The 22,934-nt window shown below is 63.5% G+C and carries 21 protein-coding genes; 8 read left to right on the top strand and 13 right to left on the bottom strand.

Going from position 1 to position 22,934, the window contains the following annotated elements:
* Positions 1-35: 35 nt before the first annotated feature.
* The 7 genes from pqqA to pedF all read right to left on the bottom strand — a co-directional run bounded on the left by pqqA (position 36) and on the right by pedF (position 7,161).
* Positions 36-107 (bottom strand): pyrroloquinoline quinone precursor peptide PqqA, encoded by a 72-nt coding sequence (gene pqqA / locus NPS56_RS11525; RefSeq protein WP_003253598.1) that lies wholly within the window; start codon positions 105-107, stop codon positions 36-38.
* 265 nt (positions 108-372) lie between these two features.
* The gene (gene exaC / locus NPS56_RS11520) at positions 373-1,893 is read right to left on the bottom strand and encodes an acetaldehyde dehydrogenase ExaC (RefSeq protein WP_274074723.1); all 1,521 of its coding nucleotides are present in this window, start codon (positions 1,891-1,893) and stop codon (positions 373-375) included.
* 167 nt (positions 1,894-2,060) lie between these two features.
* A complete protein-coding gene (locus NPS56_RS11515) occupies positions 2,061-3,836 on the bottom strand; it encodes a PQQ-dependent methanol/ethanol family dehydrogenase (protein WP_274074722.1) in 1,776 nt (591 codons plus the stop codon).
* A gap of 252 nt (positions 3,837-4,088) precedes the next feature.
* Positions 4,089-5,027 carry a quinoprotein relay system zinc metallohydrolase 1 gene (locus NPS56_RS11510; protein ID WP_274074721.1) on the bottom strand — a complete coding sequence of 313 codons (939 nt, stop codon included), beginning with the start codon at positions 5,025-5,027 and terminating at the stop codon, positions 4,089-4,091.
* Between the two features lie 16 nt (positions 5,028-5,043).
* Positions 5,044-5,811 (bottom strand): quinoprotein dehydrogenase-associated SoxYZ-like carrier, encoded by a 768-nt coding sequence (locus tag NPS56_RS11505; RefSeq protein ID WP_274074720.1) that lies wholly within the window; start codon positions 5,809-5,811, stop codon positions 5,044-5,046.
* Positions 5,812-5,820: 9 nt separating this feature from the next.
* Positions 5,821-6,696, bottom strand: a complete 876-nt coding sequence (locus tag NPS56_RS11500; RefSeq protein WP_274074719.1) for a substrate-binding periplasmic protein — start codon at positions 6,694-6,696, stop codon at positions 5,821-5,823.
* Positions 6,697-6,699: 3 nt separating this feature from the next.
* On the bottom strand, positions 6,700-7,161 hold the full coding sequence (gene pedF / locus NPS56_RS11495) for a cytochrome c-550 PedF (RefSeq protein WP_274074718.1): 462 nt from the start codon (positions 7,159-7,161) through the stop codon (positions 6,700-6,702).
* Between the two features lie 253 nt (positions 7,162-7,414).
* Here pedF and exaA point away from each other — a divergent pair, with 253 nt between their 5' ends.
* Positions 7,415-9,307 carry a quinoprotein ethanol dehydrogenase gene (exaA, locus tag NPS56_RS11490; RefSeq protein WP_274074717.1) on the top strand — a complete coding sequence of 631 codons (1,893 nt, stop codon included), beginning with the start codon at positions 7,415-7,417 and terminating at the stop codon, positions 9,305-9,307.
* A 91-nt stretch (positions 9,308-9,398) separates the two neighbouring features.
* The gene (locus tag NPS56_RS11485; protein ID WP_274074716.1) at positions 9,399-10,046 is read left to right on the top strand and encodes a pentapeptide repeat-containing protein; all 648 of its coding nucleotides are present in this window, start codon (positions 9,399-9,401) and stop codon (positions 10,044-10,046) included.
* A gap of 139 nt (positions 10,047-10,185) precedes the next feature.
* Here NPS56_RS11485 and NPS56_RS11480 read toward each other — a convergent pair whose 3' ends face one another.
* The 3 genes from NPS56_RS11480 to NPS56_RS11470 are packed head-to-tail and all read right to left on the bottom strand — an operon-like array spanning position 10,186 to position 12,208.
* The gene (locus NPS56_RS11480) at positions 10,186-10,824 is read right to left on the bottom strand and encodes a response regulator (protein WP_274074715.1); all 639 of its coding nucleotides are present in this window, start codon (positions 10,822-10,824) and stop codon (positions 10,186-10,188) included.
* Entirely contained in the window at positions 10,821-12,083 is a 1,263-nt protein-coding gene (locus NPS56_RS11475) for a HAMP domain-containing sensor histidine kinase (RefSeq protein ID WP_274074714.1), read from the bottom strand. Before NPS56_RS11475 ends, NPS56_RS11480 begins: the two co-directional genes overlap by 4 nt.
* Positions 12,084-12,085: 2 nt before the next feature.
* Positions 12,086-12,208 carry a hypothetical protein gene (locus tag NPS56_RS11470; RefSeq protein WP_274074713.1) on the bottom strand — a complete coding sequence of 41 codons (123 nt, stop codon included), beginning with the start codon at positions 12,206-12,208 and terminating at the stop codon, positions 12,086-12,088.
* A gap of 157 nt (positions 12,209-12,365) precedes the next feature.
* On the opposite strand from NPS56_RS11470, the gene NPS56_RS11465 reads away from it, so the two are divergent.
* The 6 genes from NPS56_RS11465 to NPS56_RS11440 all read left to right on the top strand — a co-directional run bounded on the left by NPS56_RS11465 (position 12,366) and on the right by NPS56_RS11440 (position 17,452).
* The gene (locus tag NPS56_RS11465) at positions 12,366-13,550 is read left to right on the top strand and encodes an ABC transporter substrate-binding protein (RefSeq protein WP_274074712.1); all 1,185 of its coding nucleotides are present in this window, start codon (positions 12,366-12,368) and stop codon (positions 13,548-13,550) included.
* A gap of 28 nt (positions 13,551-13,578) precedes the next feature.
* A complete protein-coding gene (locus tag NPS56_RS11460) occupies positions 13,579-14,538 on the top strand; it encodes a YVTN family beta-propeller repeat protein (protein ID WP_274074711.1) in 960 nt (319 codons plus the stop codon).
* The gene (locus NPS56_RS11455; RefSeq protein ID WP_274074710.1) at positions 14,535-15,266 is read left to right on the top strand and encodes an ABC transporter ATP-binding protein; all 732 of its coding nucleotides are present in this window, start codon (positions 14,535-14,537) and stop codon (positions 15,264-15,266) included. The genes NPS56_RS11460 and NPS56_RS11455 overlap by 4 nt, the downstream gene beginning before the upstream one ends.
* Positions 15,263-16,054, top strand: a complete 792-nt coding sequence (locus tag NPS56_RS11450) for an ABC transporter permease (protein ID WP_274074709.1) — start codon at positions 15,263-15,265, stop codon at positions 16,052-16,054. The genes NPS56_RS11455 and NPS56_RS11450 overlap by 4 nt, the downstream gene beginning before the upstream one ends.
* A 118-nt stretch (positions 16,055-16,172) precedes the next feature.
* The gene (locus NPS56_RS11445; protein ID WP_274074708.1) at positions 16,173-16,730 is read left to right on the top strand and encodes a PQQ-dependent catabolism-associated CXXCW motif protein; all 558 of its coding nucleotides are present in this window, start codon (positions 16,173-16,175) and stop codon (positions 16,728-16,730) included.
* 56 nt (positions 16,731-16,786) lie between these two features.
* Positions 16,787-17,452 (top strand): response regulator transcription factor, encoded by a 666-nt coding sequence (locus tag NPS56_RS11440; RefSeq protein ID WP_046817100.1) that lies wholly within the window; start codon positions 16,787-16,789, stop codon positions 17,450-17,452.
* Positions 17,453-17,573: 121 nt separating this feature from the next.
* Here NPS56_RS11440 and nahK read toward each other — a convergent pair whose 3' ends face one another.
* From nahK to NPS56_RS11425, 3 genes are all read right to left on the bottom strand, one after another.
* Positions 17,574-20,168, bottom strand: coding sequence for a hybrid sensor histidine kinase/response regulator NahK/ErcS' (nahK, locus tag NPS56_RS11435; RefSeq protein WP_274074800.1), 2,595 nt, complete (start codon positions 20,166-20,168; stop codon positions 17,574-17,576).
* A complete protein-coding gene (gene nosP, locus NPS56_RS11430) occupies positions 20,137-21,300 on the bottom strand; it encodes a nitric oxide-sensing protein NosP (RefSeq protein ID WP_274074707.1) in 1,164 nt (387 codons plus the stop codon). The genes nahK and nosP overlap by 32 nt, the downstream gene beginning before the upstream one ends.
* A gap of 218 nt (positions 21,301-21,518) precedes the next feature.
* On the bottom strand, positions 21,519-22,703 hold the full coding sequence (locus tag NPS56_RS11425) for a porin (RefSeq protein ID WP_274074706.1): 1,185 nt from the start codon (positions 22,701-22,703) through the stop codon (positions 21,519-21,521).
* Positions 22,704-22,934: the final 231 nt, after the last annotated feature.

The raw sequence follows: 22,934 nt of genomic DNA, 5'->3' as shown, positions 1-22,934 counted from the left end.
GGCCCGGCCAACGCCACGGCTGGCCGGGTGATCAATCAACGGTTGGCGAAATACATCGTCACTTCGAAGCCAATGCGCAGATCGGTAAACGCGGGTTTAGTCCACATGGGTCATTCCTCTTCTTGTGCCGGGCGATTCCGGTAGAGCCATTAATGCACGGTGGGCCAGGGGGTCGAATGCTACTTTCGAAGGAGGTTTGGGGGTGATTTGGTAGGGGGGGGGGGGTGACACAAATTTCCAATACCCCACATACCCATGTGGGAGCGGGCTTGCTCGCGAAGGCGGCGTCACATTCAACAAGATGGTTGACTGACACTCCGCTTTCGCGAGCAAGCCCGCTCCCACATTTTGTTTCGCGGTGAATTCAAGGGATCAGAAGAACCCCAACGGATTGATGTCGTAGCTCACCAGCAGGTTCTTGGTCTGCTGGTAATGGTCGAGCATCATCTTGTGGTTCTCCCGGCCGACACCGGACTTCTTGTACCCGCCGAACGCCGCATGGGCCGGGTACAGGTGGTAGCAGTTGGTCCACACGCGCCCGGCCTTGATCGCCCGGCCCATGCGGTAGGCGCGGTTGATGTCGCGGGTCCACAGGCCGGCACCGAGGCCGAACTCGCTGTCGTTGGCGATGGCCAGTGCCTCGGCTTCGTCCTTGAACGTGGTGACGCCCACCACCGGCCCGAAGATTTCCTCCTGGAACACGCGCATCTTGTTGTGGCCCTTGAGCAGCGTCGGCTGGATGTAATAGCCGCTGGACAGGTCGCCCTCCAGACGCTCGGCCGCGCCGCCGGTGAGCAGTTCGGCGCCCTCCTCCTGGGCGATGGCCAGGTACGAGAGGATCTTGTCGTATTGCTGTTCGGAAGCCTGGGCGCCGACCATGGTCTCGGTGTCCAGCGGGTTGCCGCGCTTGATCTTGACGATCTTCTTCATGACTTCGGCCATGAAGGGTTCGTAGATCGACTCCTGCACCAGGGCCCGGGACGGACAGGTGCACACTTCGCCCTGGTTGAAGAACGCCAGCACCAGGCCTTCGGCGGCTTTTTCGATGAACGCAGGTTCCGCGTTCATGATGTCTTCGAAGAAGATGTTCGGCGACTTGCCGCCCAGCTCAACGGTGCTCGGAATGATGTTCTCGGCGGCGCAATGCATGATGTGCGCGCCCACCGGGGTCGAGCCGGTGAAGGCGATCTTGGCGATGCGCTTGCTGGTGGCGAGGGCCTCCCCGGCTTCGCGACCGAATCCCTGGACGATGTTCAGCACGCCGGCAGGCAGCAGGTCGGCGATCAGTTCGGCGAAGACCATGATCGACAGCGGCGTTTGTTCTGCGGGCTTGAGCACGATGCAGTTGCCTGCCGCCAATGCTGGCGCGAGTTTCCAGGCAGCCATCAGCAGCGGGAAGTTCCACGGAATGATCTGCCCCACCACGCCCAGGGGTTCGTGGAAGTGATAGGCGGTGGTCAGTTCGTTGATCTCGGCGGCGCCGCCTTCCTGGGCGCGGATGCAGCCGGCGAAGTAACGGAAATGGTCGGCCGCCAGGGGCACGTCGGCGTTGAGGGTTTCGCGCACGGCCTTGCCGTTGTCCCAGGTTTCGGTGACGGCGAGGATTTCCAGGTTCTGCTCGATGCGGTCGGCGATTTTCAACAGCACCAGGGAGCGGTCCTGGGCCGAGGTCTTGCCCCAGGCATCGGCGGCGGCATGGGCGGCGTCCAGGGCCTTGTCGATGTCGGCGGCGCTTGAGCGCGGGAATTCGGCGATCACTTCGCCGTTGACCGGCGAGGTGTTGGTGAAGTACTCGCCATTGACCGGCGCGACGAATTCGCCACCGATGAAGTTGCCGTAGCGTGGCTTGAACGTCACGACGGCGCCAGGTGTTCCGGGTTGGGCGTAGATCATGGTGGGCCTCTGTCTGGGTCGATGCCTGTCGTGCCGACAGGCGATGCACCGATACTAGTGAGCCCCGCACGCCAGACGAATGCATCGTTGGCAGGAGGGGCTCTCGTCATTTGGTCGTAGGCGTTGCACACACCCAAATGTGGGGGGGTTATGCGGTGGACTGGGGATTAGTGTTTGGCAACGAGGTCTTTGGGCAACTTGAAGGTCCAGAGCATGCCGCCCTGGTTGAAGTCCTTGACCCGCTTGGCCACTTCGCCGCCCCACAGCGGCACGGCGCCGCCCCAGCCGGAGAGCACCGAGACGTACTGTTCGCCGTCCATTTCCCAGGTCACGGGCGAGCCGAGCACGCCGGAGCCGGTCTGGAATTCCCAGACCTTCTCGCCGGTCTTGGCATTGAACGCCTGCAGGAAGCCTTCCGGCGTGCCAGTGAACACCAGGTTGCCCTTGGTGGTCAGCACACCGCCCCACAGCGGCGCGAAGTTCTTGTGGCGCCAGACTTCCTTGCCGGTTTTCGGGTCGATCGCCCGCAGCACGCCGATGTAGTCTTCATTCAACGGCTTGATGGTGAAACCGGCACCGAGGAACGCCGCGCCTTTCTTGTAGGCGATGCCTTCGTTCCAGATGTCCATGCCCCATTCGTTGGACGGCACGTAGAACAAGCCGGTGTCGCGGTTGTAGGCCATCGGCATCCAGTTTTTCGCGCCGAGGAAGGCCGGCGCGACGAACACCGAGCTGCCCTTGGCTTCCGTGCCCGGTGCGCCAGGACGGCTGGCTTCGTTGTAGATCGGCCGACCGGTCTTATCCAGGCCGGTGGCCCAGGTGATCTTGTCCACGAACGGGAAGCCGCGGATGAATTTGCCGTTGGTGCGGTCCAGCACGTAGAAGAAACCGTTGCGGTCAGCGGTGGCCGCCGCCTTGATTTCCTTGCCGCCCTCGGTGTAGTTGAACGACACCAACTCGTTGACGCCGTCATAGTCCCAGCCGTCGTGGGGCGTGCTCTGGAAGTGCCACTTGATGGTGCCGTCGTCCGGGTTGAGCGCCAGGCGCGACGACGAGTAGAGGTTGTCGCCAGGGCGCAGGTGCGAGTTCCAGGGCGCCGGGTTGCCGGTGCCGAACAACAGCAGGTTGGTTTCCGGGTCGTAATAACCGCCCAGCCAAGGCGCGGCGCCGCCGGTCTTCCACAGGTCGCCCGGCCAGGTCTTGCCGGCTTCGCCGCCGGAGATGCCGTTTTCCACGGCCTTGCCGTCCTTGTAGACGTAACCCATGTGGCCTTCCACCGTTGGCCGGCTCCACAGCAAAGTACCGTTCTTCGGGTCGTAGGCTTCGATCTTGCCAACCACGCCGAACTCGCCACCGGCCACGCCGGTGATCAGCTTGCCGTTGATCACCAGCGGCGCGGCGCTGATCGAGTAGCCTTCCTTGTGGTCGGCGACTTTCTTGCTCCAGACCACCTTGCCGGTGTCCTTGTTCAGCGCCACGAGCTTGGCGTCGAGGGTGCCGAAGATCACCAGGTCGCCGTACAGCGCGACGCCACGGTTGATCACGTCGCAGCAGGGGCGGATGTCATCCGGCAGGCGCGCATCGTATTGCCAGAGCTTCTTGCCGGTACGCGCATCCACGGCGAACACCCGCGAATAGGAGCCGGTCATGTACATCACGCCGTCCTTGATCATCGGCTGCGCCTGCTGGCCGCGCTGCTTTTCCCCGCCGAAGGAGAACGCCCACACCGGTCGCAGCTCCTTGACGTTGTCGACGTTGAGGATCTCCAGCGGGCTGTAGCGCTGACCCTGTACGCCGAGGCCGTTGGTGACGATCTGCTCGGGGTTCTTGGGATCCTGGAGAATGTCCTGGTCGGAAACCCCGGCCAAGGCCTGGCCGGACAACAGCATGGCACTGAGCAGCAGGCTCAAGACGAAGGGCTGGCGACGTGCGGGTTGAGTCATGACGGCTTCCTCTGCAGTTTTTGTTATTTCCGGGAAATTTTCCCGGTCTGGTGCAGATTCTTGGGCGCCGCCGCCCGGACAACAATTGCCCGCAATGTGGAGTTTTCTAGTTCCTTGGTACAGGGTCGGATGCCGACCAACACCCCCTGTGGGAGCGGGCTTGCTCGCGAAGAGGCCTTTACATTCAACGTATGTATTGCCTGGCACACCGCTTTCGCGAGCAAGCCCGCTCCCACAGGGGATTTGGGTGGGTCAGTTGTTTGAGTTGGAATCGACTCGGGTCATCTGCACTCGCTCGTAACGCGGGTACAAATGACTGACGCTGCGGATCAATTCGTAGCGGCTGAGGTTGATCCCGGCAAAGCGCTCGGGAATCGGGCTGCGGATCATCTCGCTCATGTCGCTGCCGTTGGCCGCGCCGTCGCGCATCAACTGATCGAGCCAGCCCAGGTAGTCGCGCATTTGCGCGAAGGGCTGTGGATCGCTGGCGACCGGGCCGTGGCCGGGCACGATCAGTGTCCAGGGTAAAGCCTGCAGGGTCGCGATGTCGGCCAGCCACACCGCCAGCCCCGGACTGTTGGGCGTGGTCAGCGCCCGCTGATAAAACACCAGGTCCCCGGCGAATAGCACGCCGGTTTTCTGGTCGAGAATAGCCAGATCCGCACCTGTATGCCCACCCAGGCTCAGCAGGCGCAAATCGTGATTCCCAAAACTTTCCACACCCGGCGTCAGCGCCTGCGTCGGCAACACCACTTCGGTGCCGCGCATCCAGTCGCCCACCAGCCGGTACATGTTCTCGGCCATGGCATCGCCCTGCTTTTGCAGCAGCTCGCTGGTGCCGGCCAGTGCGCCAATCGGCACGTCGGTAAACGCCTGGTTGCCCAGCACATGGTCGGGGTGATGATGGGTCAACAGCACCTGGATCACCGGCTTGTCGGTGGTCGCCGCGATGGCCCGGCGCATGGCCTCGCCATAACGCCTGGACGGTCCGGTATCGATCACCACCACGCCCCGCTCGGTCACGATGAACGCCGTGTTGACGATGTTGCCACCGTTATCCCTGGCGAAATTGTCGGTGCTGCCTTCGAGCAGCCAGGTGTCTTCGGCGATCTGCCTGGGCTTGAGCGAGTACTCGAGTTCGGCCATGGCCGGCAGGCCCAGGCCGATCAACAACAGCAGCATCCAGCGCATGACAGGCTCCTTGGATTCAGGGGATCGACGCATCGAACCGATTGCCGCTGTTATCGCGCAACAACAGGCGCGTCGGCCCTGCCCCTTCGATATCAAAGGCCAGGCTGGGGTTTTCGCTGACGGCGGGGAACAGCTCGAGGCGGGCCAAAAGCTGATCGTGCTGATTGCGCAACTCGGCATGGTTGAGGAAAAATTCCGGGATGCCGCTGACCATGCCGTTGTCCATTGGATGCGCCACCTGCAGGCGCACGCGGCTGAATGCCTCCCGCGGGTAACGGCCGCCCAGCACTTCGCCGATGTGTTCTTCCCAGCCCGCCTGGGTGCGTACCACGCTGGGCGCGGTGCAACCGCCGCCTGCCGCGTCGATCAGGGTCGAACCGACATGCCACACCCCGTCACGGGTCAACACCGCCGCGCGCAAGGGCGTGGCCTGTTCGACGCGGATGCGGATCGACAGCCACGGCAACACACCATCCAGCGGTTCGAAATCGACGATTTTCGGCAGGGGATTGAGTTCCGCCCAGGCAAGGATTTTCACCACCTCGCCCTTGAACGCCCGGGCGTCGATTTCCAGGGGCACTTGCCGGGCATCTTCGGCGAATGGCGGCGCCAGCAGCTTGACCCGCTGGTCGAACACGAACGGCGCATCGCCCAGCATCTGCTTGTGATAGAAGGCCCACATCACCGACGGTACCGGATCCTGGCCCGGATCGATGTCCACCGCCCGGGCAGCCGGGCTCAGGATCAGCCACACGACCAACAGACAACTCCCTCGCCAGATCATCCCTTGCTCCTATTGGTACATCTCGGGCACGTCGTAACGCAGGCCGTAATGGCCATAGATGGTTTTCACCGAGCCTTCGCGGATCAGGCCTTCCAGCGCCTCCTCCACGGCATAGGCCAATTGCCGGTTGCTTTCGTGCACCGCCATGCCGATCTCCCAGAGCTGCTTGCCCATGTTCGGGTAGGCGTTTTCCGCCAGGGTCAACTGCGGGTCGGCCGCTTCATGCACTTGCCAGTCGATCTCGCCGCGCATGGCCATGACCGCGTCGACCTCGCCGGCCTTCATCGCCGCAAACGCCTGGGGCACGCCCGGGTAGTGACGGGTCTTGCCGGCGAGCATGCCGTTGAACACCGAGGTCAGGTAGAACGAGGGCACGCTGTCGACCTCGACGCCGATCGGGTGTTGCTCGAACACCGCGACGCTGGCCACCTTGTCCAGCCGTCGACGGTCGTAGGCGACCTGCCACTGCTCGTTCTGGTATGGGCCGAACATCACCACATGGCCGTTTTCCATCTCGCCGAATTCGTTGCGTTTCTGCGCGTAATCGCGGTCGTACGGCACCCGCATCATCAGGTCGGCCAGTTGCTGGTTGTGCAGCGGGCTGGCCCGCCAGATGTAATCGCGCAGGTCGTCGTCGAGCTTTTCCCCGGCGGGCGCCCAGATCAGCGTCAGGCGCACGCCCAGCGCCTTGGCCAGCGCCTGGGCCAGTTCGACATCGACACCCCGGGGCTGACCGGCGTCTTCAAAACTGTAGGGGGCAAAATCCTTGTAGACCGCCACTTTCAGCTCCCCGGCGGCGATCATTTCGTCATAGTTGCGAACCTGCGCCTGCACCGACTGGCAGCACAGCCACACAGCGCCGATCAACACCGCGAGCAGGCGCATGGGTCACTCCTCGACGTGGACGCTGTCCAGGTAACTGCGCACCGCCCACAGGGCTTCCTGGCTCAGGTAGTCGGCCATCTTCGGCATATACACGCGGCCGTCACGCACCGCGCCATGGCGCACCCGCTCAACGAACCATTCATCGCCCGCCTCGCCGACATCGAGCATGCGCAGGTCCGGCGCGATACCACCGGACTTGGCTTCCAGGCCATGGCAGGCCGCACAGTTCTGGTTGTAGGCCGACGAGCCGATTTCCACTGCCTTGTCGTGCTCCGGGGAACTGCGGTAAGGGTTCACGGCGGCCCAGCCGTCGCCATCCACCTGGACGCCGGCATCCTTGATCGGGGTCAGGCCTTTGGTCTCAACGGCTTGTGGCACCACATTGCCGTGGGCCCATACGGAACCTGCACTGATAAAGCCGGCCAGCAGTCCGGCAACGAGCAAGGCGTTGCGTTTTGTTGTCATTGTTATGCCCTCTGGATTGCACGCAAGACCTCTTGGCAGAGGCTATGGCAACCATCTTAGGAACCCCGACGCGCTGACCCCATGCTGCTTTGGTGGCCGCCGTCTAGTCCCTTGGTAGTAAGGCCTTGGAGGGACGCCCAAATCAGGTGGCCCCTGGGAATTTTTCCCGGCAACGGCGGGACATTTTCCGTATCCGCCACACGGCGGGCGCCCCACCCTGTGCAGGCCAAAACCTCCACTGGGAACTGCCACCATGACAATAAGATCGCTACCCGCCCTTTCCCCCCTGACCGTCGCCGTGCAGACATTTTTGCTGGCCGCCAGCCTGTCCCTGAGTGCTACTGGTCATGCCGAGTCCACCCCGGCCACCGCTGGCAAAAACGTCAGTTGGGAAGACATTGCCAACGACCACCTGACGACGAAAGACGTGCTGCAATACGGCATGGGCACCAATGCCCAGCGCTGGAGTCCCCTGGCCCAGGTCAACGACAAGAACGTGTTCAAGCTGACCCCGGCCTGGTCCTATTCCTTCGGTGACGAGAAGCAGCGCGGCCAGGAATCCCAGGCCATCGTCAGGGACGGCGTGGTCTATGTCACCGGCTCGTATTCGCGGGTATTCGCCCTGGATGCCAAGACCGGCAAACGCCTGTGGACCTACAACCACCGCCTGCCGGACAACATTCGTCCGTGCTGCGACGTGGTCAACCGCGGCGCGGCGATCTATGGCGACAAGATCTACTTCGGCACCCTCGATGCGCGGCTGATCGCCCTGGACAAGAACACCGGAAAAGTGGTGTGGAACAAGAAGTTCGGCGACCACGCCGCGGGCTACACCATGACTGGCGCCCCGGTGCTGATCAAGGACAAGACCAGCGGCAAGGTGCTGCTGATCCACGGCAGTTCCGGTGATGAGTTCGGCGTGGTCGGCCAGCTCTACGCCCGCGACCCGGACACCGGCGAAGAAGTCTGGATGCGGCCTTTCGTCGAAGGCCACATGGGCCGCCTGAACGGCAAGGACAGCACCCCCACCGGCGACGTCAAGGCGCCGTCGTGGCCGAACGATCCGACCACCGAGACCGGAAAGGTCGAAGCCTGGAGCCATGGCGGCGGCGCACCCTGGCAGAGCGCCAGTTTCGATGCCGACACCAACACCATCATCGTCGGCGCCGGCAATCCGGGCCCCTGGAACACCTGGGCGCGCACCTCGAAGGACGGCAACCCGCACGATTACGACAGCCTCTACACCTCCGGCCAGGTGGGCGTCGACCCGAGCACCGGCGAGGTCAAATGGTTCTACCAGCACACGCCGAACGATGCCTGGGACTTCTCCGGCAACAACGAGCTGGTGCTGTTCGACTACAAAGACAAGGACGGCAAGACGGTCAAGGCCACCGGCCACGCCGACCGCAACGGTTTCTTCTACGTGGTCGACCGCAACAACGGCAAATTGCAGAACGCCTTCCCCTTCGTCGACAACATCACCTGGGCCAGCCACATCGACCTCAAGACCGGCCGCCCGGTGGAGAACGAAGGCCAGCGCCCGGTCAAGCCATTGCCGGGGGAGACAAAGGGCAAGCCGGTGGAAGTCTCGCCGCCGTTCCTCGGCGGCAAGAACTGGAACCCCATGGCCTACAGCCAGGACACCGGGCTGTTCTACATTCCGGGCAACCAATGGAAAGAGGAATACTGGACCGAAGAGGTCAACTACAAGAAAGGCTCGGCCTACCTGGGCATGGGGTTTCGCATCAAGCGCATGTACGACGATCACGTCGGCACCCTGCGGGCGATGAACCCGACCACCGGCAAGGTGGTCTGGGAGCACAAGGAACACCTGCCGCTGTGGGCCGGCGTGCTGGCGACCAAGGGCAACCTGGTGTTCACCGGTACCGGCGACGGTTTCTTCAAGGCCTTCGATGCGAAAACCGGCAAGGAGCTGTGGAAATTCCAGACCGGTAGCGGCATCGTCTCGCCGCCGATCACCTGGGAACAGGACGGCGAGCAGTACATCGGCGTGACCGTCGGCTACGGCGGCGCGGTGCCGTTGTGGGGCGGCGACATGGCGGAGTTGACCAAGCCGGTGGCCCAGGGCGGCTCGTTCTGGGTGTTCAAGATCCCGAGCTGGGATAACCAGACGGCGAAACGCTGATCCCCACCGCCAGCAACCTGCGCCTACAACGCGAACCTGTAGGAGCCGGCTTGCTGGCGATTGCGCCCCTCCTCACAACGAGACGCCCGCCATGAAGTACCTTCCCCTGCTGCTATTGCTAAGCGCCCTCCCGACCCACGCCGACAACGGCGACGAGACCCCCCTGATCATCAACGGCTGCACCATCGCCGAACACAGCCAGTGCCCCGGCGCCAACCTCAAGGGCGCCAACCTGAGCAACCAGGACCTGCGCAACATGAACCTCAGCGGCGCCGACCTGCGCGAGGCCGACCTGCGCCACGCCCGCCTCGACCTCGCCAACCTGGAAAAGGCCCGCCTACAGGGTGCTAATCTGACCCGCGCGAGCCTGCAGCAAAGCAATGCGCGCCTGGCGGATTTCACCGGCGCCACGCTGGTGGCGATCCAGGGCTGGGGGATGTTCGCCCAGGGCGCGCAATTCGCCAACGCCGACCTCAGCGCCGCCTACCTGCAATTCGCCCGCCTCTCCGGCGCCAGATTGCACAACAGCAACCTGCGCGCCGCCGACCTGGAGATGACCTGGCTGAGCAAGGCCGACCTCAAGGATGCCAACCTGAGCGACGCCAACCTGCAGGAGGCCAAGTTGGGTGAAAGCAACCTGGAGCACGCCAACCTCAGCGGCTCGCGCCAGCACTATGCGAATTTTCAGGATGCGAACATGGAGGGCTGTACGGGGTGCCCGACGACTTGGGACAAATGACCAGAATGCAACACACCCCCCCTGTGGGAGCGGGCTTGCTCGCGAAAGCGGAGTGTCATTGAGCATTTTCGTGACTGACACACCGTCTTCGCGAGCAAGCCCGCTCCCACAGGGGATGGGTGTTGAATGGACGAGCGAGTCACCCCGCCTTGCGCACCACCCCCATATCAATCCCCAGATGCACCAGCTCGGCATGGGAGCTCACCTGCAACTTGCTCTTGAGCAACGTCAGGTGATTGGAAACCGTCTTGCTGCTGATGCTCAGTTGCTCGGCTATCTGCCGCGCCGGGGTGCCCTTGGCGAGCATCACGAAAATCTCCAGCTCGCGCTGGGTCATGCTCTGCAGGCGCGGGTCGCTGGCGTCCTGTTGCGCATGGCAAGCCAGTTGCGTAGCCAGCGGCTGTTCGATGTAGGCGTGCCCGGCAAGCACGCGCCGCACCGCCTCGATCAACACTTCTGGCGCCGAGCTTTTGGTCAGGTAACCCGCGGCCCCGGCGTCCAGTGCCTGGCGCACCAGCGGCAGTTCATCGTGCATGCTGAAAAACAGCACCCGCAGTTGCGGCAAGCGCTGGCGCAAGCGCCGGGTGGTTTCCAGGCCGCTGATGCCGGGCAAGCCGAAATCCATGATCACCAGCTGCGGCACGCTCTCCTGAACGCGCAGCAACGCTTCCTCCCCCGTTGCCGCCTCACGCACCTGCAGCGCCGGCAACAGGGCGCGCAACAGGCTGGCGTAGCCCTGGCGGACTACCGCATGGTCATCGACCAGCAAAATACTCATGAAACCTCCAGGGGCATGCTCAAGGCCAGCGCCCAACCGGCGCCGGGGTGACTGATGATGCGCAACTCGCCGCCCAGGCTACGGGCGCGTTCGCGCATCGAATACAAGCCGACGCCGGGGCGCTGGGGTTGCGCGGCGCCGCGACCGTTATCGCGCACCAGCAGGCGCAGGCGCGCGCCCTGATGTTGCAGGCGCACCCGCACCTGGCTGGCGTCGGCATGCCGGGCGATATTGGTCAGGGCTTCCTGCAGCAAGCGGTACAGATGGGTCTTGTCTGGCGCCGACAGCGTTGGTAACTGCGCACTGAGGCGCAGTCGACAATCGATGCCCTGGCGCCCCTGCCATTGCTCCACCAGCAAGCGGATGGCGTCGGCCAGCGACAGGTGTTGCAGGACCACCGGATAGAGGTTGTGCACCAATGCCCGAAAGCCCTGTTGCAGGTGTTCGCAGTTGTGCTCCAGTTCCACCATGGTGCGCTCGACGGTTGCCGGCTGATCGGCCACCAGGCGCAGCAGACAGGCCTGGGCACGGATGCCGGCCAGGTACTGACCGAGATCGTCGTGCAGGGTCTGGGCCAGTTGGGTGCGCTCCTGTTCCTGTACGGCCAGCAAGGCCTGGGTCAGCCGGGCGTTGTCGCTGCCGGCCTGTTCCAGCGCCGCGGTCATGCGGTTGAAATGCACCGCCAGTTGGCGAGCCTCGGGCACCCCTTCGGTGCGCAGGCGCACGTTGAGCTGGCCGGCGCACACCTGCTGCAGCGCCCGCAGCAACTCATCGAGCAAGCCCATGCCGCGGCGCACGGCCCAGCGGATGGTCAACAGGCTGACCAGCAGGGCCATCGCGCACAGGCTGAGCAGCTGTTGCAGGGAATCCCGGACTTCGTCGATTTCATCCCGCGGGTCGACTGCGATCTGCACCCGTCGGCCATCGGCCAGATCGAGAACGCTTGCGCCGTGTCGGCCCTCAGTGAACAACAAGCGTGCGAGCCAGGCATCGAGTCCGTCCTGCACGGCTGGCCGGGGTTGTTCATCCGCCGCCAGCCAGTGCACACGCACATGGCGCAGGCCTTGGGTCAGCCGTGGTTGCAGGCTGACCGGGTCACGGGCGGCGGTTTCGCTCAGGTACTCGACCACCGCTTCGGCCGATTGCAGTTCACGCTCCACATCCGCCAGCGCCTGATGCACCAGCAACGCCGTGCACGCCAGGGTGACCAGCGCGAAAAAGCCGCAGACCCACAGGTTGATCCGCCACAGGGCCGACATGCCTAGCGCCCCGGTGTCGCGGGCATCACCTGCATAGGTGCGGGACGCGGGCCATGGAGCCGGTCGACGCCGATCAGGGTGAGAATCAGCAGGAGCGGCAACAGCAGTGCCTTGACGATACGCATGCCCAGTCCCCTCCAGAGTCGTGGCCTTTATTGCCCATGCTAAAACCGCGCCGCCCGGTGCGGGCTACTACCTTGGTACTGGCTGGTTGGTACTTTCTGCATATTTCCACGCCTGCCCGGGCTTCCTATGCTGGCGCTACCTGTAATGGAGTGCCCTATGCGCCAGCTTGCCCCTTACGCCCTGATCTACCTGCTGGCGATTGCCTGCGCCGCCGGGCTGGTCACCCAGAGCCAGGCGGCGGACGCGCCCTTGCAGGTGCGCATCGGCTACCTGGGTTATCGCCCGGACCCTGGCCCGCTGCTGTCGAACGTCATTGCCGAACCCACCGACGCCGGGCTGCGCGGCGCCGAACTGGCGATCACCGACAGCAACAGCACTGGGCGTTTTCTCAATCACGCCTACAGTCTGGTCAGCGCCAGTGTCGACAACCCGCAAGCCTTGCTCGAAGCGGCAAAATCCCAGCATGAACAAGGCCTGCGCTTGTTCGTGGTGAACGCACCGGCCAGCAGCCTGCGCCAACTCAGTGCTGCGCTGCCCGACAGCCTGCTGTTCAACGCCGGCAGCCCCGACGACAGCCTGCGCAGCACCGATTGCCTGCCCAACGTGCTGCACAGCCTGCCGAGCCGGGCGATGCTCGCCGATGCGCTGGCGCAATTTCTGATAGTGCGCAAATGGCAACGAGCGCTGCTGATCGTCGGCCCGACCACCGACGATCAAGCCTACGCCGCCGCCCTGCGCCGCGCGGCCAAGCGCTTCGGCCTGCAACTGGTGGCGGAGAAAGCCTGGAGTTTCGATAACGACCAACGACGCAGCGCCCAGGCCGACATGCCGCTGTTCACCCAGACCGCCGAATACGACGTGGTGCTGGTGGCCGATGAGCGCGGCGATTTCGGCGAATACGTGCCCTACCAGACCTGGTACCCGCGCCCGGTCGCCGGGACTCAGGGCCTGACCCCGGTGGGTTGGCACAAGACCGTGGAAACCTACGGCGCCGCCCAGCTGCAGAAGCGCTTCGAAGCCCTGGCCGGCCGCTGGATGAACGACCGCGACTTCGCCGCGTGGATGGCCGTGCGCAGCATCGCCAGCGCCGTGAGCAAATCGCGCCAGACCGAGCCGAGGGCGATCCGCGACCTGGAAATCAGCGACCAGTTGCCGCTGGACGGTTTCAAGGGCCGCAAGCTCAGCTACCGCCCCTGGAACGGCCAGTTGCGCCAACCGATTCCGATCGTGCAGCCGCGGGCGCTGGTCAGCACCTCGCCCCAGGACGGTTTCCTGCACCCGTTCAACGAGATGGACAGCCTGGGTTACGACAAGCCCGAGGTCAGCTGCCGCTTTCCCTGAATACAACAACTACAACAAGGAAACTGCCATGCGCCGCACTCTTCTTTCCTGCGCCCTGCTGCTCGCCGCCAGCCACGCCGTCGCCAGCACCGCCTGGGTCTCCAATGAAAAGGACAACAGCCTCAGCCTGATCGACATGCAGACCCTGCAAGTCACCGACACCCTGCCCGTCGGCCAACGCCCCCGTGGTCTGCTGCTGTCCCACGACAACAAGCTGCTGTACATCTGCGCCAGCGACTCGGACCGGGTCCAGGTGATGGACGTGGCCACCCGCAAGATCATCAAGGAACTGCCCTCGGGCAAGGACCCCGAGCAATTCGCCCTGCACCCCAACAATCGCTGGCTGTATGTCTCCAACGAAGACGATGCGCTGGTCACGGTGATCGACACCGAGACCTCCAAGGTCCTCGGCCAGATCAACGTCGGCGTCGAGCCCGAAGGCATGGCCGTCAGCCCCGACGGCAAGTGGGCGGTGAACACCAGCGAAACCACCAACATGCTGCACTGGATCGACACCAGCACCCAGACCCTGGCCGACAGCACGCTGGTGGATCAGCGCCCGCGCTTCGTCGAGTTCTCGCCGGACGGTTCACAGCTGTGGGCTTCGGCGGAAATCGGCGGCACCGTGACCATCCTCGACGTCGCCAGCCGCAAGATCCTCAAGACCCTGAACTTCCAGATCAAGGGCGTGCATCCGGACAAGGTCCAACCCGTGGGCGTCAAGCTCAGTGCCGACGGCAAGTACGGCTTCGTCGCGCTCGGCCCGGCCAATCATGTGGCGGTGATCGATGCCAAAACTTTCGAGATTCTCGACTACCTGTTGGTGGGTCGACGGGTCTGGCAGATGGCATTCACCCCGGATCAAAAGCAGCTGCTGGCCACCAACGGCGTCAGCGGTGACGTTTCGGTGATCGATGTCGACAGCCTCAAGGTCAGCAAATCGGTGAAGGTCGGACGATATCCGTGGGGCGTGGTGGTGACCCCATGAACGCCCTGGAAGTCAGCGACCTGAGCTTTGCCTACGGCCCTCGGGAGGCCCTGCGCCAGGTGAACTTCAGCCTGGCGCCCGGGCGTTTCGCCGCGCTGCTGGGGCCCAACGGCGCCGGCAAATCCACCCTGATCGCGCTGCTGACAAGGCTCTATGACCTGCAGCACGGGGATATCCGGGTCGGCGGCTGTTCATTGCGCAGCGCCCCGCGCCCGGCGCTGAAACAACTGGGCGTGGTGTTCCAGCAAAGCACCCTGGACCTGGACCTCAGCGTCGAGCAGAACCTGCGTTATCACGCCGCGCTGCATGGCTTGTCCCGGCGCCAGACGCGCCTGCGGGTCGACGCGGAACTGGCCCGCCAGGCCCTTTGCGAGCGCCGTGGCGAACGGGTGCGCGAACTCAATGGTGGCCATCGCCGTCGAGTGGAAATTGCCCGTGCACTGCTGCACGAGCCGCGCCTGTTGCTGCTCGACGAAGCCAGCGCCGGCCTCGACCCGGCCAGTCGCCTGGCGCTCAACCAGCACATTCGCAAGCTGTGCCACGAGCAACGCATCAGCGTGCTCTGGACCACCCACCTGCTCGACGAAGTACAGGCCAGCGATGACCTGTTGATCCTCCATCAGGGCCGCCTGGTGGCCAGCGGACAGGCCGACGCACTGAGCCTGGAGCACGGCGGCGACCTGGACTCGGCCTTCACTCGCCTGACCACCTCAGGAGCTGCCCAATGAACGCGTACTGGCAATGTTTGCGCGGCATCGTCCTGCGCGAATGGCTGCGTTTCGTGCTGCAACGCACGCGGTTTCTCAGCGCCCTGGTGCGGCCATTGCTATGGCTGCTGGTGTTCGCCGCGGGCTTTCGCGCCGCGCTGGGCATCGCCATCATCGAACCCTACGACACCTACATCCCGTACGAGGTCTACATCATCCCCGGGCTGGCCTGCATGATCCTGCTGTTCAACGGCATGCAGGGGTCACTGTCGATGGTCTACGACCGCGAGATGGGCAGCATGCGCGTGCTGCTCACCAGCCCCCTGCCCCGCACCTTCCTGCTGTGCAGCAAGCTACTGGCCACATCGCTGATTTCGCTGCTGCAGGTGTATGCCTTCCTGGCGATTGCCTGGCTCTACGGCGTGCAGCCGCCGGTCATGGGGTTGCTGCTGGCCCTGCCAGTGTTGCTGCTGGTGGCCTTGATGCTCAGCGCCCTGGGCCTGTTGCTGTCGAACGCGATCCGCCAGCTGGAGAACTTCGCCGGGGTGATGAACTTCGTCATCTTCCCGCTGTTTTTCCTGTCATCGGCGCTCTATCCGCTGTGGAAAATGCGCGAGGCCAGCGAGTGGCTGTACTGGTTGTGCGCGCTGAACCCGTTTTCCCATGCGGTAGAGCTGGTGCGTTTTGCCTTGTATGAGCGGTTCAATCCGCTGGCGTTGGCGGTGTGCGTGGGCCTGACCCTGCTGTTTTCGCTACTGGCCGTACTCACCTTCAACCCTCAACATGCCGCCCTGCGCAAATCCACCTGACCACGAAATTGAGCATGGAAAATTAATACTTTAGTACTGGTCCTACCTGTCTATCGTCGCATTCCCAACGCCTCGCGACTGGCATGTAATGGCTGCATAACTATAAGGACCAGACCCCATGCCGCGTGCCTCACGTCACCTGCTGCGTCCCACTCTCGCTGCGCTGTCGCTGGGCCTGTGGCTGGGCGGTGCACAGGCGCAAGCCCCGCTGTTTTCCCCCGATGGCTATCGCATCGACCTGTACCGCAGCCCCACGCCGGAACAACTGCCAGGCGCGACCATCATCGACACCCCAGGCCTGCAAGCGCTGCTCGGGCAAAAGCCGCGCCCGCTGCTGATCGACGTCTACCGTCGCCAATGGCTGCAAGGCCGCTTCATCGAAGACCAGCCCCACGAAAACCTGCCCGGCAGCCACTGGCTGGCGAACACCGGCGACGGAGAGCTGACGGCGCAATGGCAGGACTACTTCGCCGACCACCTGAAAAAGCTGACCGCCGGCGACCCGGCGCAACCGTTGGTCTTTTACTGCCGGGCCGACTGCTGGTTGAGCTGGAACGCCGTCAAGCGCGCAGCCTCTTTGGGCTATAAGACACTGTATTGGTACCGCGATGGCCTCGACGCCTGGCAAGCCGCCAGCCTGCCGGTCGCACCCGCTTTGCCCGAACCCTTTCCCTGAGCTTTACGCGTGCCTGTAGTTGCCACACCATAATCAAAATAATGAGGTGAAAGGCCATGTACAAAATTCTGATTGCCGACGATCACCCGCTGTTTCGCGAAGCCATACACAACGTCATCAGCGATGGTTTTGCCGGTAGCGAGGTGATGGAAACCGCCGACCTGGACAGCGCCCTGGCGTTGACCCAGGAGCACGATGACCTGGACCTGATCCTGCTCGACCTGAACATGCCCGGCATGCACGGGCTCAATGGCCTGATCAACCTGCGCAACGAAGCGCCGACCATTCCGGTGGTGATCGTCTCCGCCGAGCAGGACAAGCAGATCGTCCTGCAGGCCATCACCTACGGCGCGGTGGGTTTCATCACCAAGTCCTCGCCCCGTGCCCAGATGACCGAGGCCATCCAGCAGATTCTCAATGGCAATGTCTACCTGCCCCCGGACATTATCCGCACCACCAAAAGCAGCACCCACCGGCGCATGAACGATGCCCCGAGCTTCCCGCCGGAACTGTTGCAGGCCCTGACCCGCAAGCAGCTGCAGGTGCTGGAGCGGATGACCAAGGGTGAATCGAACAAGCAGATCGCCTACACCCTGGAAATCGCCGAAACCACGGTCAAGGCCCATGTCTCGGCAATCCTGCGCAAACTCAACGTGCACAACCGGGTGCAGGCGATCCTGAGTGCCGGAGATATTGATTTCGGGTCTTATTTGCGGCGTTGAAACAGAAGACCGCGTCGTTCCCATCGCCGGCAGGCCGGCTCCCACAGGGGATTTGTGTACGACGCAGATCCCTGTAGGAGCGGGCTTGCTCGCGAAGAGGCCCTCACAAACACCAAATAACTCATGGCCTGGCGAGCAAATGACTCATCGCCGTCTTCAGCTTCATCGGCCGCACCGGCTTGTGCATCAGGGTATGCCCCAGTTCGCGGATCTGCTGCTTGAGCTCGTTGCTGTAATTGGCGGTGATCATCATGGCCGGGATCGCGCAGGCGCGGCGGGCGTTGATCCGCGCGACGGCATCGACGCCGTTCTGGTCGTTGTCCAGGTGATAGTCGGCAATCAACAGGTCGGCGCCAGCATGGTAGTTGTCCACTTGCCGCGCCAGGTCATCTTCCGACAACGCCGTCACCACCCGGCAGCCCCAGCCTTCGAGCAACGTGCGCATGCCCGCGCAAATGGTCGCATCGTTGTCCAGCACCCAGACCCGCGCCCCGCGCAGCCGTTCGAGCATCGGTTCGCTCATCGGCAGGCTCGGCAATGGCTTGGGCGCGGTGGCGCTGATTGGCACCTCCACTGCGAACATCGAGCCCCGGCCCGGCCATGAACGCACGTGGATGCGGTGCCCGAGGATGCCGGCGATTTTCTCGACAATCGCCAGCCCCAGGCCCAACCCACGATCCTGATCCGGACGTTGCACGTCGCCGCGCTTGAACTCCTGGAAGATTTCTTCCAGGCGATTTTCGGCAATGCCCATGCCGCTGTCCCAGACCTCGATCGACAGGCTGCTTTGATGCCGCCGACAACCCAGCACCACACGACCGCTGTAGGTGTAGCGAATGGCGTTGCTCAACAGATTGCGCAGGATGCGCGCCAGTAACTGGATGTCGCTGCGCACCAGTGCCGAACAGGGGATGAAATGCAGTTGCAGGCCCTCGCTGCGCGCCACCTCGGTGTATTCGGCGGCGAGATTTTCCAGCAGTTCGCTCAAGGCGAACGGCGCCACATCGGCCTTGATCACGCCGGCATCGAGCTTGGAAATATCCACCAGGGTGCCCAGCAGACTCTCCACATCTTCCAGGGAATTGCTGACATTGCGCACCAGATGCTCGTTGGCGATAGGCTCGCGGCGCTCCAGCAAGGCGCTGGTGAACAACCGCGCGGCGTTCAGCGGTTGCAGCAGGTCGTGACTGACCGCGGCGAGGAACTTGGTCTTCGACAGGTTGGCCTGTTCCGCCTCCAGTTTGGCCTCACGCAAGCGTGACTCGACCCGCCGGCGCTCGTCGATTTCACGCAGCAACTGGTCGTTGAGCTGGGTCAGTTCGGCGGTGCGTTCGCGCACCCGCAGTTCGAGGTTCTGATAGGCCTGGTGCAGCGCTTCGGCGGTACGCCGGCGTTCGGTGATGTCGCGGATCAACACGAAGATCCCCACCACCTCGCCACTGGCCAGGCGATTGGGCACGTAGGAGCGCAACATGTAGCGCTCCTGGTTGTTGACGTTGGTCTCGGCGAATTCGAAGGTCACGCTCTCCCCGGCCAGCGCCCTGGCCACGTAGGACTCCAGGCGCTGGTAATGCTGCTCGCTGTGCACCTGGCGCAGGCTCTGGCCGAGCATCACGCCGCGCGGCCAGCAGTACCATTCTTCGTAGACCTTGTTGGTGAACTCGTAGACCAGGTCGGCATTGAGGTAGGCGATCAGCGCGGGCACATGGTCGGTGATCAGGCGAATCCAGCGCTCGCTTTCGCTCAGGGCCTGGGCGTGCTGGTAGCGCTCAGTGATGTCGGTGAAGGTGTTGACGAAACCACCGGCCGGCAGTGGATGGGTGCGAATTTCCAGGACCCGGCCATCGTACAGGCGCTGTTCGCAATCCTGCACGGGACGCCCGTTCGCGCCACGACTGGCCGGGGTCAGCAGGGTCAACTCGCTGTCGGCGATGACTTCGGCAAAGGGCCGATGGGCCGCCACCGGCGCCAGGCCGCTGAGTTCCAGGAACCGCCGGTTCCACAGCTCCAGGATGCCCTCGGCGTTGACCATGGCCACGCCTTGGGACAGGTTGTCCACCGCCCGTTGCAGCAAGTGCGACTTCTGCGCCACCGCCTGCTCGCGGCGCATGGTTTCGCTCTGCTTGACGTCGGTGATGTCGGTGAACAGGATCACCCGCCCGCCCTCCTGGGTCGGCCGCTCGCTGACCTGCAGCCAGCGCCCGTCCTGCAGGCGATACAGCAGGTTCTCATCGGCGTGCCCGCGCGGCTCCTCGGTAAACGGCCCGTTGTTCATCATCAGGCGCTTGACCTCGCCCAGGCGCATGCCGGCGTTGATCCGCACCCGGCTGTGGGTCCAGAACGCCCTGAAGCGGCTGTTAAACAGGACAATGCGTTGATCGGCATCGAACAGCACGAAGGCATCGGAAATGCTCTCGATGGCGTCGATCAGGTGTTGATGGGCGGTTTCGGCACGCAGGCGGGCTTCGCTGAGCAGGTGGTTGCCCGCCTTGAGCTCGGCCATGGCCTGGTTCAAGGCATCGGTGCGTTCACGCACCTGCTCGGCCAGCACCACCGAATGCTGGAACGCGGCATAGGGATCGTTGCCGCGGGTGATGCCGGACTCGATGCGCTCGATCAGCGCCGCGTTGATGCGCTGCAGTTTCTGATTGTCGTGCTGCAGGACGGCGATTTGCGCCCGCAGTTCAGCGCTGTCCAAGGGAGCGGCCGCGGGCAATGGCAACGCCGGTGAAGGTCTGGTTGATGTGCATGCCATTGAACTGTTCTCCGTAGGTGTTGAAGCCCATCACCCGCTGTTCGCGCAGGAAACTGCCGATCTGCTCCAGGCTGCCGGAGTCTTCCAGCTCCAGGCGCCTGAGGAAACAGTCACAACCGATGGTCAACAACAGGTCGCCGAGGCGCTCCTGCAAGCCGTCGAACAGGCGTTGCAGGTTCGGCAGCATCGGCCCCGGGGTCATGGCGGTGAGGACGATGCCGTTCTCTACGGCGCAATAAAAACTCAGGCTCAGGTCCGGATGCACCTGCTGGATGGCGCGAACGTAGTATTGATCGTTGATGCGCACCGCCAGGGGGTGTGCGGCGAAGATCCGGTGGTCGAGCTCGGCCACCGGCACGCCGATGTGCCGGGCGTACTCGGCGGCGGCCGGCTCGGCGTTGAGTTCGAAGACTCGCCGCGAGGTGCTGTCGGCGCCGGTGACCACCAGCTTCTCCGCGCGCGGCAGGATGTGATGGGTGGTGAACACTTCGAAGTCCAGCCAGGTATTGACCAGCACCACCACCGCCGCACCGCTGCGAAAGCCGCCGTCGAAGTAGACATGGGTGTGGGTCAGGTAGTTGTCGTCACCGGCCGAGCCGCCGAAATGCGGAATGTCGCCCAACGCCGCACTCAAGGCGGCGAGGACCATTTCCTCGCGGCTGGACAGGCCATCGAGCAAGGTCAGGGCAAAGCTGTTGCCCTTGATCGGGGCCAGGGTATTGCTGCGACAGCCGTTGACCAGGCGCTCGACCATCTGCTGCGCGTCGATCAGGCTGAAGTGCTCCATTTCGTCGATCAGTTCCAGGGCGATGGAAAAGTAACGATGATCGAAGCCCACCGCCGTCACGCAATTGCGCCCATAACCCTGCGGGGTGATTTCCCCGGCGCTGGTGCACCCCGCCAGGCGTATCCCGCCGAACCCTTGTTGCAAGGCGCCGCCCAGGGCCTGCAAGTCGTATTCGGCGGAGCAGAAGAACAACACGAACCCCAGGTGCGGGTGCAGCAACTGCCGCGCCAGCTCCTGCGCCACCTGTTGGGGATCGGTGGCCTGGGACATCGCACTGACGATCCCATCGTTCTGGACCTGCTGCATGGTCGCCCCTCGCAGGTGCGTGTGTATGAGGCACGAGTGTACGAAGCCTGCGAAGGGCCACGAATGCTACTTGGGTAGCAGGTAGCCGCTTCAATGGGATGAGAGCTGTGTCGCAGATCCCGCGAACACCACCCCCCTGTAGGAGCCCGGCTTGCCGGCGAAGGCGTCATAGAAATCGCCTTCGCCGGCAAGCCGGGCTCCTACAAGGGGTTCGTGGTTTACCAGGTCAATACCGCCCCCAGCGCAACGGTATCGGTGTCTTCGTTCTGCGCACTGTTGTCATGGCCGTTGATTTCGAACTGGTTGTACTCGGCCACCAGCTTGAGGTTGTCGTTCACGTCATGGAACAGCGCGATGCCGCGGGTCTCGTAGTCGGCGCCGCTGCCGACCACGCCGTTGCCATCGTCATTGGTCTTGCCGTAGGACAACGCCATGCGGTTCTTGCCCAGCTTGTAGGAGCCCTGCAACAGGTAGCCGTCGCTGTCGACGTTGCGCAGAGTCGGCTCGCCGGCGTTGTTGGTGAAAAACGGATTGATGCCCTTGGCCTGGAAACCGGAGCCGGTCAGGGACAAGCCGCCCATCTTCGCCTGCACGCCGTAACCGACGCCTTTGGACGTGACGGTGTCGACGGTGGAATCGGTATTGTCCGAGGTCTGGTAGCTGCCGTTGACCCAGCTGTAGATCTTCGCCCCGGCGAGGTCGAACTGGTAGGTGATCTCGCTCTCGGTGCGCGGGTTTTCCTGGTAGGCCTTGCCGGTGGGGCTGCTGTCGTTGGTGTCCACCGGGTCCATGATGCCCACCGCCACGCGCAAGCCGTCCATCACTGGCGTACGGTAGGTGATCTGCGAGGTCGGGAACGGATAGGGGTAACCGGTGCCGATGTTGCCGAACGACACCCCGCCACCGTCCACCAGGCCCAGGGTATCGCTGACCTGACCGTAACCGGCGAGCAACTCGTCGAGCAGGATGTTGGAGCGCGCGAACAGGCCGAAGTCCTTGCCGATCAGCACTTCGCCCCACTCAGGGTTGGCCACGGTGCCGTAGAACTGCCGCACATCGATGGCGGTGTCGGTGCCATTGGTTTCACTGTCGTTGATGGTGACCCAGAACGAGGCGCGGGCACCGAGCTTGAGGTCATCGACCTGCTTGCCCATGTTGAAGCCCAGGTAGTTGGGCAAAAAACCCATCTTCACCCGCGATTGTCGGCGATCGTACTGCTCGCCGGCGCGGTCGACATCGCTGTTGACGTAGAAGGCATTGATGTAGCCGTCGGTGGAGAACGTGGTCTGGTCTTTGTCGTACAGCATGATCTCCGCCTCGGCCATGGCGCTCAGGCCGAAGGTAGACAGACTGGCAATCAAGGCAGGCAAAAAACGCTGGGTGAAGTTCTTGTTGTTGTGCATGGCGCGCTCCGCGACTGGGACGAGTTGTCGGGGGCGATTATCGAAAGCGCGAGGGCAGCGCCATACGCTGCCTTCGGGGTGGAATCGAGGTGCTTTGGCATGGCCGCATGCGCGCGATAACTGTGGCCTAAGACCGTCTGTCGGCAAGGCTCACCACTTAGGATGTAGGCCTGTAGCACCATGAAAAATGCCCAAGTCTTGCGACCCGGGCATTCGTTCCTCGACTGTGCT

This window comes from Pseudomonas putida (assembly GCF_028682635.1).
Lineage (GTDB): Bacteria > Pseudomonadota > Gammaproteobacteria > Pseudomonadales > Pseudomonadaceae > Aquipseudomonas > Aquipseudomonas putida_AE.
This window is presented reverse-complemented; position numbering and strand designations above follow the sequence as displayed.

What these genes read in the sequence shown, in the direction of transcription:
- exaA (WP_274074717.1), top strand. Translation starts at nt 7,415, where the DNA reads ATGACAATAAGATCGCTACCCGCCCTTTCCCCCCTGACCGTCGCCGTG.
- NPS56_RS11475 (WP_274074714.1), bottom strand. Translation starts at nt 12,083, where the DNA reads ATGTCGGCCCTGTGGCGGATCAACCTGTGGGTCTGCGGCTTTTTCGCG.
- NPS56_RS11425 (WP_274074706.1), bottom strand. Translation starts at nt 22,703, where the DNA reads ATGCACAACAACAAGAACTTCACCCAGCGTTTTTTGCCTGCCTTGATT.
- NPS56_RS11515 (WP_274074722.1), bottom strand. Translation starts at nt 3,836, where the DNA reads ATGACTCAACCCGCACGTCGCCAGCCCTTCGTCTTGAGCCTGCTGCTC.
- NPS56_RS11460 (WP_274074711.1), top strand. Translation starts at nt 13,579, where the DNA reads ATGCGCCGCACTCTTCTTTCCTGCGCCCTGCTGCTCGCCGCCAGCCAC.
- NPS56_RS11440 (WP_046817100.1), top strand. Translation starts at nt 16,787, where the DNA reads ATGTACAAAATTCTGATTGCCGACGATCACCCGCTGTTTCGCGAAGCC.
- NPS56_RS11485 (WP_274074716.1), top strand. Translation starts at nt 9,399, where the DNA reads ATGAAGTACCTTCCCCTGCTGCTATTGCTAAGCGCCCTCCCGACCCAC.
- exaC (WP_274074723.1), bottom strand. Translation starts at nt 1,893, where the DNA reads ATGATCTACGCCCAACCCGGAACACCTGGCGCCGTCGTGACGTTCAAG.
- NPS56_RS11445 (WP_274074708.1), top strand. Translation starts at nt 16,173, where the DNA reads ATGCCGCGTGCCTCACGTCACCTGCTGCGTCCCACTCTCGCTGCGCTG.
- NPS56_RS11455 (WP_274074710.1), top strand. Translation starts at nt 14,535, where the DNA reads ATGAACGCCCTGGAAGTCAGCGACCTGAGCTTTGCCTACGGCCCTCGG.
- NPS56_RS11450 (WP_274074709.1), top strand. Translation starts at nt 15,263, where the DNA reads ATGAACGCGTACTGGCAATGTTTGCGCGGCATCGTCCTGCGCGAATGG.
- nosP (WP_274074707.1), bottom strand. Translation starts at nt 21,300, where the DNA reads ATGCAGCAGGTCCAGAACGATGGGATCGTCAGTGCGATGTCCCAGGCC.
- pedF (WP_274074718.1), bottom strand. Translation starts at nt 7,161, where the DNA reads ATGACAACAAAACGCAACGCCTTGCTCGTTGCCGGACTGCTGGCCGGC.
- NPS56_RS11500 (WP_274074719.1), bottom strand. Translation starts at nt 6,696, where the DNA reads ATGCGCCTGCTCGCGGTGTTGATCGGCGCTGTGTGGCTGTGCTGCCAG.
- NPS56_RS11510 (WP_274074721.1), bottom strand. Translation starts at nt 5,027, where the DNA reads ATGCGCTGGATGCTGCTGTTGTTGATCGGCCTGGGCCTGCCGGCCATG.
- NPS56_RS11470 (WP_274074713.1), bottom strand. Translation starts at nt 12,208, where the DNA reads ATGCGTATCGTCAAGGCACTGCTGTTGCCGCTCCTGCTGATTCTCACC.
- NPS56_RS11505 (WP_274074720.1), bottom strand. Translation starts at nt 5,811, where the DNA reads ATGATCTGGCGAGGGAGTTGTCTGTTGGTCGTGTGGCTGATCCTGAGC.
- NPS56_RS11465 (WP_274074712.1), top strand. Translation starts at nt 12,366, where the DNA reads ATGCGCCAGCTTGCCCCTTACGCCCTGATCTACCTGCTGGCGATTGCC.
- NPS56_RS11480 (WP_274074715.1), bottom strand. Translation starts at nt 10,824, where the DNA reads ATGAGTATTTTGCTGGTCGATGACCATGCGGTAGTCCGCCAGGGCTAC.